Annotated in this window: 14 protein-coding genes and 2 pseudogenes; 14 read left to right on the plus strand and 2 right to left on the minus strand. The window is 70.9% G+C overall.

The genetic code is table 11. The features are described 5' to 3' along the window. Window positions 1-60 precede the first annotated feature (60 nt). The 3 genes from ACIQHQ_RS23245 to ACIQHQ_RS23255 all read left to right on the plus strand — a co-directional run bounded on the left by ACIQHQ_RS23245 (window position 61) and on the right by ACIQHQ_RS23255 (window position 3,375). A complete protein-coding gene (locus ACIQHQ_RS23245; protein ID WP_402614395.1) occupies window positions 61-540 on the plus strand; it encodes an NUDIX hydrolase in 480 nt (159 codons plus the stop codon). 54 nt (window positions 541-594) lie between these two features. Next, the gene (locus ACIQHQ_RS23250; RefSeq protein ID WP_402614398.1) at window positions 595-1,395 is read left to right on the plus strand and encodes a 3-hydroxybutyrate dehydrogenase; all 801 of its coding nucleotides are present in this window, start codon (window positions 595-597) and stop codon (window positions 1,393-1,395) included. 75 nt (window positions 1,396-1,470) lie between these two features. Beyond that, a complete protein-coding gene (locus tag ACIQHQ_RS23255) occupies window positions 1,471-3,375 on the plus strand; it encodes a helix-turn-helix domain-containing protein (protein ID WP_402614401.1) in 1,905 nt (634 codons plus the stop codon). A 46-nt stretch (window positions 3,376-3,421) separates the two neighbouring features. On the opposite strand, the pseudogene ACIQHQ_RS23260 reads toward ACIQHQ_RS23255, so the two are convergent. Then, window positions 3,422-3,728: pseudogene (locus ACIQHQ_RS23260) on the minus strand (MFS transporter); the annotation flags it as partial. Between the two features lie 221 nt (window positions 3,729-3,949). Here ACIQHQ_RS23260 and ACIQHQ_RS23265 point away from each other — a divergent pair. From ACIQHQ_RS23265 to ACIQHQ_RS23295, 7 genes and pseudogenes are all read left to right on the plus strand, one after another. Then, window positions 3,950-5,035 carry an S-(hydroxymethyl)mycothiol dehydrogenase gene (locus tag ACIQHQ_RS23265; protein WP_402614404.1) on the plus strand — a complete coding sequence of 362 codons (1,086 nt, stop codon included), beginning with the start codon at window positions 3,950-3,952 and terminating at the stop codon, window positions 5,033-5,035. Further along, window positions 5,035-5,670, plus strand: coding sequence for an MBL fold metallo-hydrolase (locus ACIQHQ_RS23270; protein ID WP_402614407.1), 636 nt, complete (start codon window positions 5,035-5,037; stop codon window positions 5,668-5,670). The genes ACIQHQ_RS23265 and ACIQHQ_RS23270 overlap by 1 nt, the downstream gene beginning before the upstream one ends. A gap of 102 nt (window positions 5,671-5,772) precedes the next feature. After that, window positions 5,773-6,267: pseudogene (locus ACIQHQ_RS23275) on the plus strand (chorismate-binding protein). A gap of 120 nt (window positions 6,268-6,387) precedes the next feature. After that, window positions 6,388-7,299 (plus strand): dihydropteroate synthase, encoded by a 912-nt coding sequence (gene folP / locus ACIQHQ_RS23280; RefSeq protein ID WP_402614410.1) that lies wholly within the window; start codon window positions 6,388-6,390, stop codon window positions 7,297-7,299. 169 nt (window positions 7,300-7,468) lie between these two features. Next, window positions 7,469-7,831 carry a bifunctional 3-phenylpropionate/cinnamic acid dioxygenase ferredoxin subunit gene (locus tag ACIQHQ_RS23285; protein WP_402614412.1) on the plus strand — a complete coding sequence of 121 codons (363 nt, stop codon included), beginning with the start codon at window positions 7,469-7,471 and terminating at the stop codon, window positions 7,829-7,831. Beyond that, window positions 7,828-8,991, plus strand: a complete 1,164-nt coding sequence (locus tag ACIQHQ_RS23290; protein ID WP_402614416.1) for an NAD(P)/FAD-dependent oxidoreductase — start codon at window positions 7,828-7,830, stop codon at window positions 8,989-8,991. The genes ACIQHQ_RS23285 and ACIQHQ_RS23290 overlap by 4 nt, the downstream gene beginning before the upstream one ends. A 132-nt stretch (window positions 8,992-9,123) precedes the next feature. After that, window positions 9,124-10,254 (plus strand): aromatic ring-hydroxylating dioxygenase subunit alpha, encoded by a 1,131-nt coding sequence (locus ACIQHQ_RS23295; protein WP_402614419.1) that lies wholly within the window; start codon window positions 9,124-9,126, stop codon window positions 10,252-10,254. 64 nt (window positions 10,255-10,318) lie between these two features. On the opposite strand, the gene ACIQHQ_RS23300 is transcribed toward ACIQHQ_RS23295, so the two are convergent. Continuing rightward, on the minus strand, window positions 10,319-11,065 hold the full coding sequence (locus ACIQHQ_RS23300) for an IclR family transcriptional regulator (protein WP_402614549.1): 747 nt from the start codon (window positions 11,063-11,065) through the stop codon (window positions 10,319-10,321). A gap of 209 nt (window positions 11,066-11,274) precedes the next feature. Here ACIQHQ_RS23300 and betA point away from each other — a divergent pair, with 209 nt between their 5' ends. The 4 genes from betA to ACIQHQ_RS23320 all read left to right on the plus strand — a co-directional run bounded on the left by betA (window position 11,275) and on the right by ACIQHQ_RS23320 (window position 17,709). After that, window positions 11,275-12,933 (plus strand): choline dehydrogenase, encoded by a 1,659-nt coding sequence (gene betA / locus ACIQHQ_RS23305; protein WP_402614422.1) that lies wholly within the window; start codon window positions 11,275-11,277, stop codon window positions 12,931-12,933. Between the two features lie 197 nt (window positions 12,934-13,130). Beyond that, the gene (locus ACIQHQ_RS23310; protein WP_402614425.1) at window positions 13,131-14,600 is read left to right on the plus strand and encodes an aldehyde dehydrogenase family protein; all 1,470 of its coding nucleotides are present in this window, start codon (window positions 13,131-13,133) and stop codon (window positions 14,598-14,600) included. A gap of 20 nt (window positions 14,601-14,620) precedes the next feature. Beyond that, window positions 14,621-15,709 (plus strand): glycine betaine/L-proline ABC transporter ATP-binding protein, encoded by a 1,089-nt coding sequence (locus ACIQHQ_RS23315; protein WP_402614427.1) that lies wholly within the window; start codon window positions 14,621-14,623, stop codon window positions 15,707-15,709. Further along, a complete protein-coding gene (locus ACIQHQ_RS23320) occupies window positions 15,709-17,709 on the plus strand; it encodes an ABC transporter permease (RefSeq protein ID WP_402614430.1) in 2,001 nt (666 codons plus the stop codon). Before ACIQHQ_RS23315 ends, ACIQHQ_RS23320 begins: the two co-directional genes overlap by 1 nt. Window positions 17,710-17,716: the final 7 nt, after the last annotated feature.

The following is a 17,716-nucleotide window of genomic DNA, read 5'->3' on the forward strand; positions in this document are numbered from 1 at the left end:
CGGTCGGACGCCACCTGAAGCGCGCCGAGCCGCCGAAAGGGGCCCATTAGGGTCGACGGCATGGCTACTCCCGACTTCATCCGCACCCTGCGTGCCTCCGCCGGTCATCAGCTGCTCTGGCTCCCCGGGGTCACCGCCCTCGTCTTCGACGACGAGGGCAGAGTGCTGCTCAACCGCCGGGCCGACACCCGCAAGTGGTCCGTGATCGGCGGCATCCCGGACCCGGGGGAGCAGCCCGCGGCCTGCGCGGTGCGGGAGGTCCACGAGGAGACGGCCGTGCGCTGCGTTGCCGAAAGGGTCGTCGTCGTCCAGGCCCTGGACCCGGTCACGTACGAGAACGGCGACACCTGCCAGTACATGGACATCACTTTCCGCTGCCGGGCCGTCGGCGGTGAGGCGCGGGTCAACGACGACGAGTCGCTGGACGTGGCCTGGTTCGACGTCGACGCCCTGCCCGAGCTGAACGAGTTCGGGCTGCTCCGGATCAAGCAGGCCCTGACGGACGCCCCCACATGGTTCGACCCCACTGCCTTGGGCTGAACTATGGGGCCTGACCATATGGGGCGGGGCAGGGGTGCTGCCTAGGGTCGAACCATGACCGCGCCCCGTGCCCATCTGGCCCCCCACGCCTCCCCGCTCGACCTGGGCGGACGCACCGCGCTCGTCACCGGCGCCGCCGGCGGCATCGGCCGAGCCTGCGCACTGCGGCTCGCGGCCGCCGGGGCCGAGGTGAGAGCCGTCGACCGGGACGCCACGGGCCTCGAGGCACTGGCCGAACGGGGGCGCGGCCTCGCCGGCACGGTGGAGCCGCACGTCCTCGACCTCACCGACCTGGACGCCGCCGAACTCGCCGCCGCGGGCACGGACGTCCTGGTCAACAACGCCGGGATCCAACTGGTGTGCCCCATCGAGGAGTTCCCGCCCGACGTGTTCCACACGGTGCTCACCGTGATGCTGGAAGCGCCGTTCCGGCTCATCCGCGGGGCCCTGCCCCACATGTACGGGCAGGGGTGGGGCCGCATCGTGAACGTGTCGTCCGTCCATGGGCTGCGCGCCTCGGCCTACAAGTCGGCCTATGTGGCCGCCAAACATGGTCTGGAGGGATTGTCCAAGACCACCGCCCTCGAAGGCGCGCCCCACGGAGTCACGTCGAACTGTGTGAACCCCGCCTATGTGCGCACGCCCCTGGTCGAGAAGCAGCTCGCCGACCAGGCGCAGGCGCACGGCATCCCCGAGGAGCGGGTCCTGACCGAGGTGCTGCTGCAGGACAGCGCCGTCAAGCGGCTCATCGAACCGGAGGAGGTCGCCGAGGCGGTGGCGTATCTGTGCGGTCCGCAGGCGTCCTTCGTGAGCGGCACCTCGCTCGTGCTCGACGGTGGCTGGACCGCCCACTGAGCCGCCGCTTCCGTGGCCCCGGGGAGTTGTCCACAGGGCTGACGGGACGGCCCGGTCATGGTGAATCCTGTGAGCATGTCCAGCGATCATGTGCAGTCCGCCGAGATGCCGTTCCTCGAGCTCCTGGCCAGGGGCGCGTCGGCCGAGGCCTACGAGCAGCCGGAGCTGCTCGCGCGTGCCGAGGGGCGCCCGGCGGAGTGGATCGCCGCGCTCCGGCAGGCCAAGCCGCTCGCCCTGCGCGTGCGCGCCGAGCTGGAGGGGCGGCGTCGGCGCGAGGCCGAGCTGTCCGCGCTGTTCGAGACCGCCCACGACCTCGCAGGGCTGCGCGACCTCGACGCCGTACTCCAGGCGATCGTGCAGCGCGCCCGTTCACTGCTGGGCACGGACGTCGCCTACCTCAGCCTGCACGACACCGAGCGCGGCGACACCTACATGCGGGTCACCGAGGGCTCCGTCGCGGCCCGGTTCCAGCAGCTGCGGCTGGGCATGGGGGAGGGGCTGGGCGGCCTGGTCGCCCAGACCGCGCGCCCCTATGTCACCGACGACTACTTCAAGGACGACCGTTTCCAGCACACGCTCACCATCGACGCGGGCGTGCGGGACGAGGGGCTGGTGGCCATCCTGGGGGTGCCGCTGACGCTCGGGCACCACGTCATCGGCGTGCTCTTCGCCGCGGACCGCCGCGCCCGGGTCTTCGAGCGGGAGCAGATCGCCCTGCTCGGTTCGTTCGCCGCCCTCGCCGCGGCCGCCATCGACACCGCCAACCTGCTCGCCGAGACCCGGTCGGCGCTCGCAGGCCTGGAGCGGGCCAACGAGATCATCCGGGACCGCAGCGGCGCCATCGAACGCGCGTCCGACGTGCACGACCGGCTGGCCGCACTCGTCCTGCGCGGCGGCGGGGTGCACGACGTGGCCGTCGCGGTCTCCGAGATCCTCGACGGCACGGTCCGGTTCGCCGAGCCCACCGCCGCCCCCGCCGGGGCGCTGGAGACGTCCCGCGCGGAGGGCCACGCGGTGCGGTACGAGGACGACTGGATCGCGGCCGTCACCGCCGGCGGTGAACTGCTCGGCGCACTGGTGCTGCGCGGCCACCCGGGACTCGACCCCGTCGACCAGCGCACCCTGGAGCGTGCCGCCATGGTCACCTCCCTGCTGCTCCTGGCCCGCAGATCCGCGGCGGAGGCCGAACAGCGCGTGCGCGGCGAGCTGCTGGACGACCTGCTCGACGCCCGCGACCGCGATCCGCGCCTGCTGCGGGAGCGTGCGGCCCGCCTCCACGCCGACCTCGACGCGCTCCATGTGGTGCTGGCCGCACAGCCGGAGGGCGGCGCGGCCGATGCCGACCAGGAGGCGGACGCCCGCAGACGCCTGGCAGCGGCCGCCTCCCACCTGGCCGCCACCCGGCACGGCCTGTCCGCCGCGCGTGACGGGGGCACCGTCCTGCTGCTGCCCCTCGGCCCCGGGGACACGGCGACCGGCCTGGCCCGCCGCGCCGCCCGGCACCTGGGCACCGCCGTCCACGCACCGGTCACCGTCGGCGCCTCCGCACCCGCCGACGACCTCGCCCTCCGCCCGGAGACCGTGGCCACGGCCTACGCGGAGGCCCGGCGCTGCCTCGAAGCCCTGCGCGTCCTCGGCCGTTGCGGCGACGGGGCCGCCGCCGAGGACTTCGGCTTCCTGGGACTGCTCCTGGCCGGCGACCGGGACATTCCGGGATTCGTCGACCGCACCATCGGCCCGGTCGTCGCCTACGACCGGCGACGCGGCACGGAACTGCTGCGCACCCTCGACGCGTACTTCGCGTGCGGCATGAGCCCCGCCCGCACCAAGGACGAGCTGCACGTCCATGTGAACACGGTCGCCCAGCGCCTGGACCGTGTCGGCCGCCTCCTCGGCGACGACTGGCAGAGCCCGGCCCGCGCCCTGGAGATCCAGCTCGCCCTGCGCCTGCAGCGGTTGTCGGCGCCGGCACAGCACTGACCCCTTTACGCCCGGACGTACGCGGGCCGCAGAACGCGGTTCCAGGTCAGACGGTGCGGGCGTCCTCCACGGTGGCGCTCGTCCGGTCGGCTCCCGGCTCGATGGCCGGAGCGACATCGGCCCGGTCTCGGTGACGGGTCTCCTCGCCAGCCCCACCGCTACGACCGTGAGCACGGCGGCGATGACGTACAGGGCGATCGGCGTGGAGCTGCCGCAGTCGGCCAACAGGGCGGTGGCGATCAGCGTCGCGGGCGCGCCCGCCGCGACCGAGGCGAACGGGGCGCCGATCGAGGCGCCGGAGGAGCGCATCCGCGTCGCGGACATCTCGGAGAAGACGCCGCCTGCGGTGCGTGCGTCTCGTGAGGGGCGCATCCCCGGAGGGCCCGAAGGGTGCGGTCGCTCCTGCGCGCCTTTGGTGAGCCCCCTTCGTTCCGGCGGAGCCGGCCCAGCCGACCGGTTGGTGTCAACCTCTTGACCCTCGGCGTGCTTCTCCACGATGCTCGGTTGCGTATAGCGGTGCGTGTATCGAATGAGGCAACGCACTCGCGAGGGTATCCCGCTTGAGGAGCAGCTCATGGCTCACGAGGTTCGTGCCGTCGTCGCCCGGAAGAAGGGCGCACCGGTCTCCGTGGAAACGATCGTCGTCCCGGATCCGGGTCCGGGTGAGGCGCTGGTCAAGGTCGAGGCCTGCGGCGTCTGTCATACCGATCTCCACTACCGCGAGGGCGGGATCAACGACGACTTCCCCTTCCTTCTGGGACACGAGGCGGCAGGTCGCGTCGAGGCGGTCGGAGAGGGAGTCACCGGCGTGGAGCCCGGCGACTTCGTCATCCTCAACTGGCGTGCGGTGTGCGGCCAGTGCCGGGCTTGCAGCAAGGGCAAACCCTGGTACTGCTTCGCCACCCACAACGCCACACAACCGATGACGCTGCTCGACGGGACCCCGCTCTCACCGGCACTCGGCATCGGCGCCTTCGCGGAGAAGACGCTCGTCGCCGCCGGGCAGTGCACCAAGGTGGACCCGGCGGCCCCGGCGGCGGCAGCCGGACTCCTCGGGTGCGGCGTCATGGCGGGCTTCGGCGCGGCCGTGAACACCGGCACCGTCGGCCGGGGCGATTCCGTCGCCGTCATCGGTTGCGGCGGCGTCGGCATGGCCGCCGTCGCGGGGGCGAGGCTGGCCGGGGCGAGCAAGGTCATCGCCGTCGACATCGACCAGCGCAAGCTGGACCGGGCCATCGCCATGGGGGCCACCCACACGGTCGACGGGGCCAAGGGCGACGTCGTCGAAGCGGTGCGCGAGCTGACGGGCGGCTTCGGCGTGGACGTCGTCGTGGAGGCGGTCGGCCGTCCCGAGACGTACCGGCAGGCCTTCTACGCCCGCGATCTGGCCGGCACCGTGGTGCTGGTCGGCGTGCCCACCCCGGAGATGAAGGTGGAACTGCCCCTGCTCGACGTCTTCGGGCGGGGCGGCTCGCTGAAGTCCAGCTGGTACGGCGACTGCCTGCCCTCGCGCGACTTCCCGGCCCTCATCGACCTGTACCTGGGGGGCCGCTTCGACCTGGACGCCTTCGTCTCCGAGACCATCGGCCTCGGCGATGTGGAGGAGGCGTTCGAGAAGATGCACCGCGGCGACGTGCTGCGCTCGGTGGTGGTGCTGTGATGGCCGGCGCACCGCGCATCGAACACCTCGTCACCAGCGGGACCTTCAGTCTCGACGGCGGTACCTGGGACGTCGACAACAACGTCTGGATCATCGGTGACGACGACGAGGTGGTCGTCATCGACGCGGCGCACGACTCCGACGCCGTCCTGGAAGCCGTCGGGGACCGCCGCCTGTCGGCCGTCGTGTGCACCCACGCCCATGACGATCACGTGCGCGCCGCACCGGACGTCGCTCTGGCCACTGGCTCGTCCATCCTCCTGCACCCCGACGACGAGGTGCTGTGGAAGATGGTGCACCCCGCCCGACGGCCCGACGGCCCACTCGTCGACGGCGACGAACTCATGGTGGCGGGCATCGGCCTGCGTGTGCTCCACACGCCCGGACACGCTCCGGGTGCCGTGTGCCTGTACGCCCCCGAACTGGGTGCGCTGTTCAGCGGTGACACGCTGTTCGCCGGAGGACCCGGCGCGACCGGGCGCTCGTACAGCGACTTCGGCACGATCATCGGCTCCATCGGTGACCGACTGCTGACCCTCCCGGGCGAGACGGTCGTGCACACCGGACACGGCCGGACGACGACGGTCGAGGCGGAGGCGCCGCACCTGGAGGAGTGGGCCGCCCGCGGCTGGTGACAGGGCGCCCCTGGGCGGCCGGGGCGATCGCGTGCCCGCGTGTCTGCGCGGGTGAGGTCCGCGAAGGAGAGCCCGCCCCGGCCGAAGCGCCCGCGTGCCCGCGTGGACCTGGTCGGCAACGACCTGGGGCGGGTCTGCGCCACCGGAGCCGTGACCGTTCCGGCCCTGTGCGCCGTCGAGCGGCACCCGGGCCTGGTGCATCTCGTCTCCAGCGTGCGCGGGGAACTGGCGCAGGGCGTGGGCCGTCCGAGCCGACGGCCGGGTCTTTCCGTCCGGGTTCCGTGACCGGCCCCGCCCAAATCCAGCGCCATGCGCATCATCGACGCCATGGAGACCGTGCCCCGCGGCCCCTACTGCGGTGCCGTCGGCTGGGTCGACGCCGACCGGGGGACCGGTGAACTGGCCGTGGGCATCCGCACCTTCTGGATCGGCCGTGACACCCCGGCGGGGCCGGTGCCGTGCTTCGGTAGGGGCGCCGGCATCACCTGGGGGTCCGACCCCGTGCGGGAGTGGGACGAGACCGAAGTGAAGGCCTCTCGGCTGCTCACTCCGGCGTCGAGGCCGCATGGCCGGGCCGAGGCCTTCCACCTCCCTTGACAGTGCCGCGCGGCCGTCCTCACACTCGTTGCTCACATCGCACGTTGTTCCTCTATATGCAACGAGGTCTGGTCTCATGGTGATTCCCGGGCACCCCCTCGCCGACCCACCCCGAGTCGCGTGAGTACCGCCGCCCGGCCCGGCCGGGTCGCTTCGGTCCTCCATCCGCGAGGTCTTCCCCGCCTCGACCGGGCCCTGGTGATGGGCATCGTGAACGTCACGCCCGACTCGTTCTCCGACGGCGGGCGGTGGTTCGCCCCGGAACGGGCCGTCGCGCACGGCCTCGCGCTGCTCGACGAGGGCGCGGACATCCTGGACGTGGGTGGCGAGTCGACCCGGCCCGGCGCCGCGCGCCCCGCCGTCGGGGAGGAACTGCGACGCGTGCTGCCGGTCGTCCGCGAACTCGTCGCGGCGGGCGCGACGGTCAGCGTCGACACCATGCGGGCCGAGGTCGCCGCCCGTGCCATGGAGGCCGGCGCCGCCCTGGTCAACGACGTCTCCGGCGGGCTCGCCGACCCTGGGATGCTCCCGCTGATGGCGCGGGCCGGTACGCCCTACGTGCTCATGCACTGGCGCGGGCACTCCACGGGGATGCAGACGAACGCCGTGTACGACGACGTCGTCACCGACGTGGTCGACGCGTTGCGGGCGAGAGTCGACGCGGCCCTGCGCGCCGGGGTCCCGGTGGACTGTCTCATCGTCGACCCGGGGCTCGGGTTCGCCAAGCGCGCCGAGCACAACTGGCGGCTGCTCGGACGTCTCCGGGAGGTCGCCGCGCTCGGCCGGCCGGTCCTGGTGGGTGCGGCGCGGAAGTCCTTTCTGGGCCATCTGCTGGCGGACCCGGAGACGGGGCGGCCCCGGCCGGCGCACCTGCGGGACGCGGCCACCTCGGCGGTGTCGGTCCTGGCCGCCGCGCAGGGCGCCTGGTGTGTGCGCGTCCATGACGTCGCCTCGACGGCCGACGCGGTGCGGGTGACCGCTCGGTGGGGCCTCGAAGCCGCGGCGGCGCCGCTGCCGATGCCCCGGCTTTGAGAGGTGCTCCGCTCCGACCTGCGTTTCTTATGGCGCAGATTGTTGCGTATCAAGCAACAGAAAAGAGAGGTGTCGACCGTCCTGCGAACTCCTTGACAAGGATTCGCGGGCGCCCTCAAACTGACGTTGCGTTCACCGCAATCCGTTTCGCTATACGCACCGAGGTGTCATGATGATTGCCGCGTGCCGTCTCGTGGATCTGCCCCGAGGCGAGGCCCACAGGCTCGACATCGAACCGCCGGTCTCGGTGTTCCACACCGATGACGGCGAACTCTTCGCCATCGACGACACATGCACCCACCAGGACGCCTCGCTCGCCGACGGCTGGTTGGAGGGCCGCGAGGTCGAATGCCCGCTGCACGCCTCGAAGTTCAACCTCACGACCGGAGCCGTCGACGCCCCGCCGGCCAAGCTCCCGGTGCGCACGCACGAGGTCTTCGTCGAGGACGGCATGATCTACGTCCGGCTGTCCACGGCAGCCCCGAACCTTCCTCCCTGCATCGCCGCCCGGCTCGCCGGGGGCGTCGCGTGAGGACCGTGGCCGTGGTGGGCGCGTCGCTGGCCGGTCTGTCAGCGGCGCGCTCGCTGCGGAAACAGGGGTACGACGGACGGCTGGTCGTCATCGGCGACGAAACCCATCGCCCGTACGACAGGCCGCCCCTGTCCAAGGAGTTCCTGGCCGGCGGCATCGACGAGGCCGATCTCGCGCTGGAGCCTGACGGCGAGGACCTGCAAGCGGAGTGGCTCCTCGGAGCCCGCGCCGCCGGACTCGACGCCACGCCCCGCGCGGTGCGGCTCACCGACGGCAGGGAGGTGCGGGCGGACGGCATCGTCATCGCCACCGGCGCCGCCGCCCGGACCCTGCCCGGCATGGACGGACTGGCCGGTGTGCACACCCTGCGCACCCTGGACGACGCCCGCGCCCTGCGGGACGAACTGGCCCAGGGTGGACGCCTGGTCGTGATCGGCGGCGGCTTCATCGGTGCGGAGGTCGCCTCCACCGCCCGCGCCCTCGGCCTGGACGTGACCATCGTCGAGGCGGCGCCCACACCACTGGCCGGACCGCTCGGCCCGGCCATGGGGCGCATCGTCTCCGCCCTCCACGCGGACCACGGTGTACGCCTTTTGTGCGGCGTGGGCGTCAAGGGGCTGAGCGGCGAGAGGCGCGTCGACGCGGTCCTGATGGAAGACGGCCGGAGCATCCCCGCCGACATCGTGGTCGTGGGTGTCGGGGCCCGTCCCTGTGTCGAGTGGCTGGCCGGATCCGGCGTCGAACTCGACGACGGTGTCACGTGCGGTGCGGACGGCCGTACCAGCCTGGCCGGGGTGGTGGCGGTAGGCGACTGCGCCTCCTGGTACGACCCCCGCGCAGGCGCCCACCGCCGCGTCGAGCACTGGACCGGTGCCCGGGAGCGCCCGGACGCGGCCGTGGCCGCCCTGCTGTCCTGGGGCGAATCCGAACCGGGCCTGCCCCGGCCGCCGTACTTCTGGTCCGACCAGTACGGCGTGAAGATCCAGTTCGTCGGCAACGCGGCCCGTGCCGACAGCGTGACGATCGAGGAGGGCAGCGTGGACGATCGCAACGTCCTGGCCGTCTACCGGCGTGCCGGACACCCGGTCGCCGTCCTCGGGATGAACCAGCCGAAGCTGTTCATGCGCTGGCGCAAGCACCTCGCGGCCACGACGCCCTGACAGCGTCACACACCTCGCTTCCACAGCCACTGCCGCGCACCAAAGCGGCGCTGCTCCTTACTCGACGACGTCCGGTGTCACTCGTCCCGGCGCGTGCATGCCCGATCCACGACGCTCCCCGAGGAGTGCACTGTGACCTCGACCGGCCTGCCGGAAAGCCTCATCGCCACCCTTCCCGGCGCCTCCTACACGGATCCCGAGCTCTTCGCCCGGGAGCAGGAGCACATCTTCGAGACGATGTGGTTCTGCGCCGTGCGCGCCGCCGACCTCGCCAGGCCCGGTGCCTTCCGGACCGTCGAGGTGGGCCGTGAGAGCATCCTGATCACCCGCGCACGGGACAACTCCGTACGCGCCTTCCTCAATGTCTGCCGGCACCGCGGAGCCAGGCTCTGCACGGCGGAGAGCGGCGAGGTCAGGCGCGCCTTCCAATGCCCGTATCACGCCTGGACGTACGACCTGACGGGCAAACTCGTCGCGGCGCCCAACCTCACCAAGATGCCCGACATCAGCCGCACCGACTACGGCCTGGCGGCCGTGGCCACGCGGGAATGGCTCGGCTATGTATGGGTGTGCCTCGCGGAGAACCCGCCCCCCTTCGACGAGGTCGTGGGGGATGTCGTCGCGCGCCTAGGCGACACGGAGTCGATCGAGCACTACGACATCGACCACCTCGAAGTCGGTCGACGGATCGTCTACGACGTGAAGGCGAACTGGAAACTCATCGTCGAGAACTTCATGGAGTGCTATCACTGCGCGACCATCCACCCCGAGCTGACCGAGGTGCTCCCCGAGTTCGCCGACGGGTACGCCGCCCAGTACTACGTGGGACACGGCGCGGAGTTCGGCTCCGAGGTGAAGGGCTTCACCGTCGACGGCTCCGAAGGCCTGGACCGCATTCCAGGCATCACCGAGGACCAGGATCGCCGTTACTACGCGATCACCGTCCGGCCGCAGGTGTTCATCAACCTCGTGCCGGACCATGTGATCTTCCACCGGATGTACCCGGTCGCCGTGGATCGCACCATCGTCGAGTGCGACTGGCTCTACCTCAGGCACGTCGTCGAGAGCGGCAAGGACGTCAGCCGGTCGGTGGAACTCTTCGACCGGGTCAACCGGCAGGACTTCGACGCCTGCGAGCGCTGTCAGCCCGCGATGAGCTCCCGGCTGTACGCCAAGGGCGGGGTACTCGTGCCCAGCGAGCATCACATCGGCGAATTCCACACCTTCGTCCAGCAGCGGCTGGGTGTGGAGCGGCCACAGTAGCGGCGGTTCACGGGTGGGCCGGCGCCCGGTGCGCGGAGCGCCCGTCGAAGGCGGCGCGGCGGGATCAGCCCAGATAGCCCATGCGATGGCTGATCTCGTCCGCGCCCTTGACCAGCACCGGAGCGAGGTCGTGCATACGGTCCTCGGTGAGCCGGTACGCCGGTCCGGAGGCGCTGATCGCCGCGATGACCTCTCCGTCCCTGTTGCGGACCGGGGCGGCCATGGCGTGCAGCCCGACCTCGAACTCCTCCAGGGTCCAGGAGTAGCCACGCTCGAGCGCCTCGGCGAGGTTCTTCTCGAGCTTGGTCTTCGCGGTCAGGGTGTGGGGCGTCACCTTCTTCAGGCCGGCCGCCGACAACAGCGCGGCACGTTCCTTCGCCGGCATGTGGGCCAGCAGGATCTTGCCGCTGGAGGTGGCGTGCAACGGCGTCAGCTGGCCGACCCAGTTGAACGCCGTGACGGCACCCGGGCCGCGCACCTGGTACAGGTTGATCGCGTACTGCTCCTGCATCACCGCGAGGTTCACGGTCTCGCCGATCTCCTCGGCGAGCCGCTCGCAGACCGGGCGGCTCTGCTGGGTGATGTCGATGCGCCCGGTGACCGCGCCGGCGAGGCGGACGATGCCGAAACCGAGGCGGTACTTGCCGCGCTCGCCCGCCTGCTCCACCAGGCCGCGCCCCTCCAGAGCGCCCAGCAGCCGGAACGCGGTGGACTTGTGGACGTCGATCTCGGCGGCCACCTCGCTGACGCCGGCCTCGCCGCGCCGCGCCAGGATCTCCAGCACGGTGATGGCGCGGTCGACTGACTGCACCCCACCGGTCGGCGCGGTCGTCGTTTCGGTATCTGCATGGTAGTTGCTCACAACGCAACTATACGGGCGTTAAACATAGCCGGCAGCGGTGCAGGTCACGGGCTTGTCGCCCACCTCGCGGAAGTTGCGCCGTTCGCAACCTGGTGCATATAGCGGTACAGGTACTAGCATGCCGCGCATTCCGAACGGCGCGAGCGAGACGAGGCCCCATGGCTCACTTGCAGTACGACTTCGTCATCGTCGGTGGTGGATCGGCCGGCAGTGCGCTGGCCAACCGGCTCTCCGCGGACCCCGGCAACCGGGTGCTCGTTCTGGAGGCGGGCCGGCCCGACTACCCCTGGGACGTCTTCATCCACATGCCCGCGGCGCTGACCTACCCGATCGGCAGCCGGTTCTACGACTGGAAGTACGAGTCCGAACCGGAGCCCCACATGGGCGGCCGGCGCGTCTACCACGCGCGTGGCAAGGTGCTGGGCGGTTCCAGCAGCATCAACGGCATGATCTTCCAGCGCGGCAACCCCATGGACTACGAGCGCTGGGCGGCCGACCCGGGCATGAAGACCTGGGACTACGCGCACTGCCTGCCGTACTTCCGGCGGATGGAGAACTGTCTGGCCGCCGACCCGGACGACGAGTTCCGTGGCCACGACGGCCCTCTCGTCCTGGAACGCGGCCCTGGGACCAACCCGCTCTTCAAGGCCTTCCTGAAGGCCACCGAGGAGGCGGGCCACGCCCCCACCGATGACGTGAACGGCTACCGGCAGGAGGGTTTCGCCCGGTTCGACCGCAACGTCCACCGAGGTCGCCGCCTGTCGGCCTCCAAGGCCTACCTCAAGCCCGTGCGTAAGCGCCCCAACCTCACGATCCGGACGCGCGCCCTGGTCACCCGCGTCCTCTTCGAAGGCAAGCGTGCCATCGGCGTCGAGTACCGGCGTGGCCGCGGCCGACCCCAGCGGGTGTATGCCCGCGAAGTCATCCTCTGCGGGGGCGCGATCAACTCCCCGCAACTGCTCCAGCTCTCGGGCGTCGGCAACGCCGAGGAACTGCGCGCGCTCGGCATCGACGTCGTACACGATCTGCCGGGTGTCGGCGAGAACCTCCAGGACCACCTGGAGGTGTACATCCAGTACGCCTGCAAGCGACCCGTCTCCATGCAGCCGTACCTCGCGAAGTGGCGCGCCCCCTTCATCGGGCTGCAGTGGCTCTTGCGCACCGGCCCCGCCGCGACCAACCACTTCGAAGCGGGCGGCTTCGTCCGCGGCAACGAGGACGTGCCCTACCCCAACCTGATGTTCCACTTCCTGCCCATCGCGGTCCGCTACGACGGCTCCGTGCCCGCCGGCGGACACGGCTACCAGGTGCACGTCGGGCCCATGTACTCCGACGCCATCGGATCGGTGAAGATCAAGAGCAAGGACCCGGCCGAGCACCCCGCGCTGCGCTTCAACTACCTGTCCACCGAGCAGGACCGCCGCGAGTGGGTCGAGGCCGTCAGGGTCGCCCGCGAGCTGCTCAACCAGCCCGCCATGGCCCCGTACAACGCCGGGGAGATCTCGCCGGGACCCTCCGTCGAGACCGACGAGGAGATCCTCGCCTGGGTCGCCAAGGACGGCGAGACCGCGCTGCATCCGTCGTGCACCTGCAAGATGGGCACCGACGAGATGGCTGTCGTGGACCCGGCCAGTATGCGGGTGCACGGCGTGGAGGGGCTGCGGGTCGTCGACGCGTCGGTGATGCCCTACATCACCAACGGCAACATCTACGCGCCCGTCATGATGATCGCGGAAAAGGCGGCCGACCTCATCCTCGGCAAGGACCCGCTGCCGCCGTCCACCGCCGCGTATTACCGGCACCGCTCCCAGCCGTAACCAGCAGTTTTCAGACAATCGGCAGGCCCGGAGGCGATTCGTTCCGGGCCGGCCGGTGTGGCCTCCCCGCGGCTGTCTCCTTGGCGAAACCGTCATCGGTCACCCCCTTGACGTGGGGTGCGGCCTTCTACAGAGTGTTCCACCACAAGCAATACGGTGCGCGATGCGCAACGCGATTCGCTCGAAGGGCCCTCGACGTGGCAGATCTGTACGTGGATGGAAAATGGCGGGATCCCCGGGCCGGCGGCCACCGGGACATCCGCTGCCCCGCCGACGGCACGCTCTTTGTGACGGTGTCCGAAGGTACACGCCCCGACACGGAGGCGGCCATCGCCGCGGCCCGCCGGGCCTTCGACGAGGGGCCCTGGCCGCGCACCTCCGAGCGAGAGCGTGGCGCGCTCCTCCTGCGCACCGCCGACCTGATCGAACGCGACGCCGGCGCGTTCGCCCGCGCCGAATCGCTGGACACCGGCAAGCGGCTGGTGGAGAGCGAGTACGACATCGCCGACGTCGTCTCCTGCTTCCGCTACTACGGAGGACTCGGCGGCACCGACGCCGGCCGGGTGATCGACACCGGCCGTGACGACGCCGTCAGCCGCGTCGTGTACGAGCCGATCGGTGTGTGCGGACTGATCACCCCCTGGAACTACCCTTTGCTCCAGGCGAGCTGGAAGGTCGCACCCGCGCTTCTCGCGGGCAACACGATCGTGCTCAAGCCCAGTGAGCTCACCCCCTCGACGTCCATCCTGCTGATGAAGGCACTGGAGGAGGCCGGTCTCCCGGCCGGTGCCGCCAACCTCGTCCTGGGGGCCGGGCCCGAGGCGGGCGCACCGCTCGCCGAGGACCCCGCCGTCGACATGGTCTCCTTCACCGGCGGCCTGGACACCGGAAGACGCATCATGGCCACCGCGGCCGCGACCGTGAAGAAGGTGGCGCTGGAACTCGGCGGCAAGAACCCCAATGTCGTCTTCGCCGACGCCGACTTCGAGACGGCCGTGGACTTCGCGCTCACGGCCGTCTTCCTGCATTCGGGCCAGGTCTGCTCGGCCGGCGCCCGGCTGATCGTCGAGGACGCGCTGCACGACCGGTTCGTCGACGAGGTGGTCCGCCGCGCCCGGCGGATCCGGCTCGGCGGCCCCTTCGATGAGCGGGCCGAGACCGGCCCGCTCATCTCCGCGCAGCACCTGGCGAAGGTCGAGGCGTACGTCGCGGCCGGACTCGCCGAGGGCGCCGTCCTGCGCTGCGGCGGCGAACGGCCCGACGATCCGGCCCTGGCCGCCGGCCACTTCTACCCGCCCACCGTGCTCGACGAGTGCGGTCAGGACATGCGGGTGGTGCACGAGGAGTCCTTCGGGCCCGTGCTCACCGTGGAGCGCTTCACCGGCGAGGACGACGCCGTACGCATCGCCAACGACACCGAGTACGGACTCGCCGGCGCCGTCTGGACGCAGGACGCCGGGAAGGCCCAGCGGGTCGCCCGCCGGCTGCGCCACGGCACGGTGTGGATCAACGACTACCACCCCTATGTGCCGCAAGCGGAATGGGGTGGGTTCGGACACTCCGGCGTGGGCCGCGAGCTGGGCCCGACCGGCCTGGACGAGTACCGGGAACCCAAGCACATCTGGCAGAACATCCAACCCCGGCCGCAGCACTGGTTCCGCGGCTGAATGCCGAAAAGAGGTCGAACATGACCCCAGCAACGACCGAGGTGCCGCAGCGGCGCGGCACGCCCCAGGACTCGGCACCCGACCCGGTCATCTCCGTACGCGAACTGTGGAAGGTGTTCGGGCCGAAGGCGGGCCAGGTGCCGGGCTCCGAGGAGCTGCGCGGGCTCACCCGCCGCGAACTGATGGACCGCACCGGATGCACCGCCGCCGTGCGCGACGTGGACTTCGAGGTCGCGCCGGGCGAGGTGTTCGTCGTCATGGGCCTGTCCGGCTCGGGCAAGTCCACCCTGGTGCGCTGTCTGACCCGGCTCATCGAACCCACCGCAGGCGAGATCCTCTTCGAGGGCGAGAACATCCGCGACGCGGACGCGGGCCGCCTGCGCGAACTGCGCCGCAGCAAGTTCTCCATGGTCTTCCAGCACTTCGGGCTGCTGCCGCACCGCCGGGTCGTCGACAATGTGGCGTTCGGGCTGGAGATCCGCGGCATGAGCCGGGCGGAGCGCATGAGACGGGCGCTGGAGGTCGTCGAACTCGTCGGGCTCTCCGGGTACGAGAACTCCTACCCCGACCAGCTCTCCGGCGGCATGCAGCAACGCGTGGGTCTCGCCCGCGCACTGGCCGGCGATCCGGACGTACTCCTCTTCGACGAGCCGTTCTCCGCGCTCGACCCGCTGATCCGCCGTGACATGCAGAACGAGGTCGTCCGGCTGCACCACGAGGTCGGCAAGACGATGGTGTTCATCACGCACGATCTGTCGGAGGCGCTGCGGCTGGGCGACCGCATCCTCATCATGCGCGACGGCAGGATGGTCCAGTGCGGCACCGGCGACGAACTGGTCGGGGCCCCCGCCGACGACTACGTACGCGACTTCGTCAGGGACGTGCCCCGCGGTGACGTACTGACCCTGCGGTGGATCATGCGCCCGGTGGAGCCCGACGACCCGCTGGACGGTCCCGAGCTCGGCCCGGACGTCGTGGTGAAGGAGGCCACCAGGGCGGTGCTCGCGGCCGAGAAGCCGGTCAAGGTCGTGGAGGACGGCAAGCTGCTCGGCATCGTCGGCGACGAGGAGATCCTCGCGGTGGTCGCCGGGCAGGAAGGCGACGCGTGATGACCGTCGCGATCGAGAAACCGGAGAAGACCGGGGCCGTGGAGCCGCCCGTTCCCGCCCGGCACGTGCGCACGGTCAACCGCGCCGTGGTGGTGGCCGGGATCCTGCTCGTCTGGCTGGTGCTCTTCGCCGTGCTCCGCGGCAAGCAGACCCTGTCCCTGGCCGCGGCCGACCTGACCGATCTGCACCGGTGGTTCAACGAGGTCAACGACTCGATCGGAGCCAACCGCAACTCCAACCCGCTCTTCCTCTACTTCTTCAACGAGATCCGGCTGGTCATCGACACCCTGGTGACCTTCGTGCAGGATCTGATCTCGCAGCCGACCCCGGGCCGCCCGGTTCCGCAGGTCGGCTGGCTCGGTGTCGTCGGCGTCGTCGGCTACGTCTCCTGGGCCGTGGGCAACTGGCGGGTCGCGCTGCTGGCCGTGGCCGGCTTCACCTTCCTCGGCCTGCAAGGGCTCTGGCAGGAGAGCATGGACACCCTGGCGCTGACCCTCTCCGCCGTGTGCGTGGCGCTGCTGTTCGCCATCCCGCTGGGTGTGTGGGCCGGGTTGTCGGACCGGGTCAACCGGATCATGACGCCGTTCCTGGACTTCATGCAGACGATGCCCACCTTCGTCTATCTGGCGCCGCTGACCCTGTTCTTCCTGATCGGTCCCGCCTCCGCCACGATCGCCACCACCATCTACGCGGCACCACCGGCGATCCGCATCACCGCGCACGCCATCCGCTCCGTACCACAGGCCACGGTGGAGGCGGCGGACTCGATGGGCGCGACGCGGCGGCAGGCGCTGCTGAAGGTCCTGCTGCCGATGTCGAAGCGGACCGTGGTGATGGGCGTCAACCAGACCATCATGGCGGCCCTGGCCATGGTGACCATCGCGGCCCTGATCAACGCGCCCGGCCTGGGCGCGACCGTCATCCAGGCCCTGCAGTCGCTGGACGTCGGCACGGCCTTCAACGCCGGTCTGGCCATCGTCGTCCTGGCCATCGTGCTGGACCGGGTCACCACCGCGGCGAGCGGCCGGGCCGAGACGGCCCGGGGCTCGGACAGTCCCTTCCTCAAGTGGAGGCGGCAGCTGCTCACGGCAGGCGCGGTGGCGGCGGCTGTGCTGGTGTATCTGTCGCACACCTATATATGGGCGGCCGAGTTCCCCGGCGAGGGCGGCCTCGGCAGCGGCATCGCCAGGACGGCGGCCGATGCGACCACCTGGGCACAGGACAACCTGTCGGGCCTGACCAACGCCTTCCGCGACGCCCTCACCAACGGCCTGCTCAATCCGTTCCAGACCCTGCTGACCGACTCCCCGTGGTGGCTCGTCGGCGCCGCCCTCGTTGGGCTCGGCTCCGTGCTCGGCGGCCGGCGTGCCGGGGCCACCACCGTCGTGTGCGTGGGCCTGCTGGTCGGTACCGGTGTCTGGTCGGACTCCATGACGACGCTGGCGTCCACCGCGGTGGCGACGGTGCTGGTGATGCTGCTCGGCGTCGTGGTCGGGGTGTGGATGGGACGCAGCGCCCTGGTGGACCGGCTGATCCGGCCCACCCTGGACGCGGCCCAGGTCATGCCGCCGTTCGTCTATCTCGTGCCGTTCCTCGCGTTGTTCGGCGCGACACGGTTCACGGCCATCGTGGCCGCCGTCGTCTACGCGGCACCGGTCGCCATCAAGATCATCGCCGACGGGGTGCGGGCCGTGCCCGAGACCACCGTCGAGGCGGCGACGTCCACCGGGTGCAACACCTGGCAGATCATCACCAAGGTTCAACTGCCCATGTCGAAGGGCGCCCTGACCCTCGCGACCAACCAGGGCCTGATCTACGTGCTGTCGATGGTCGTCGTGGGCGGCCTGGTGGGCGCGGGTGCCCTCGGCTACGACGTCGTGGCCGGGTTCTCCCAGGGGCAGCTGTACGGCAAGGGACTGGCGGCCGGGCTGGCCATCGTCCTGCTCGGAGTCATGTTCGACCGGATCACTCAGGCAGCGGCTCGCCGCGCCGGCGCATAAGGAGCAC

This window comes from Streptomyces sp. NPDC092370, assembly GCF_044755265.1.
Taxonomy (GTDB): Bacteria; Actinomycetota; Actinomycetes; order Streptomycetales; family Streptomycetaceae; genus Streptomyces.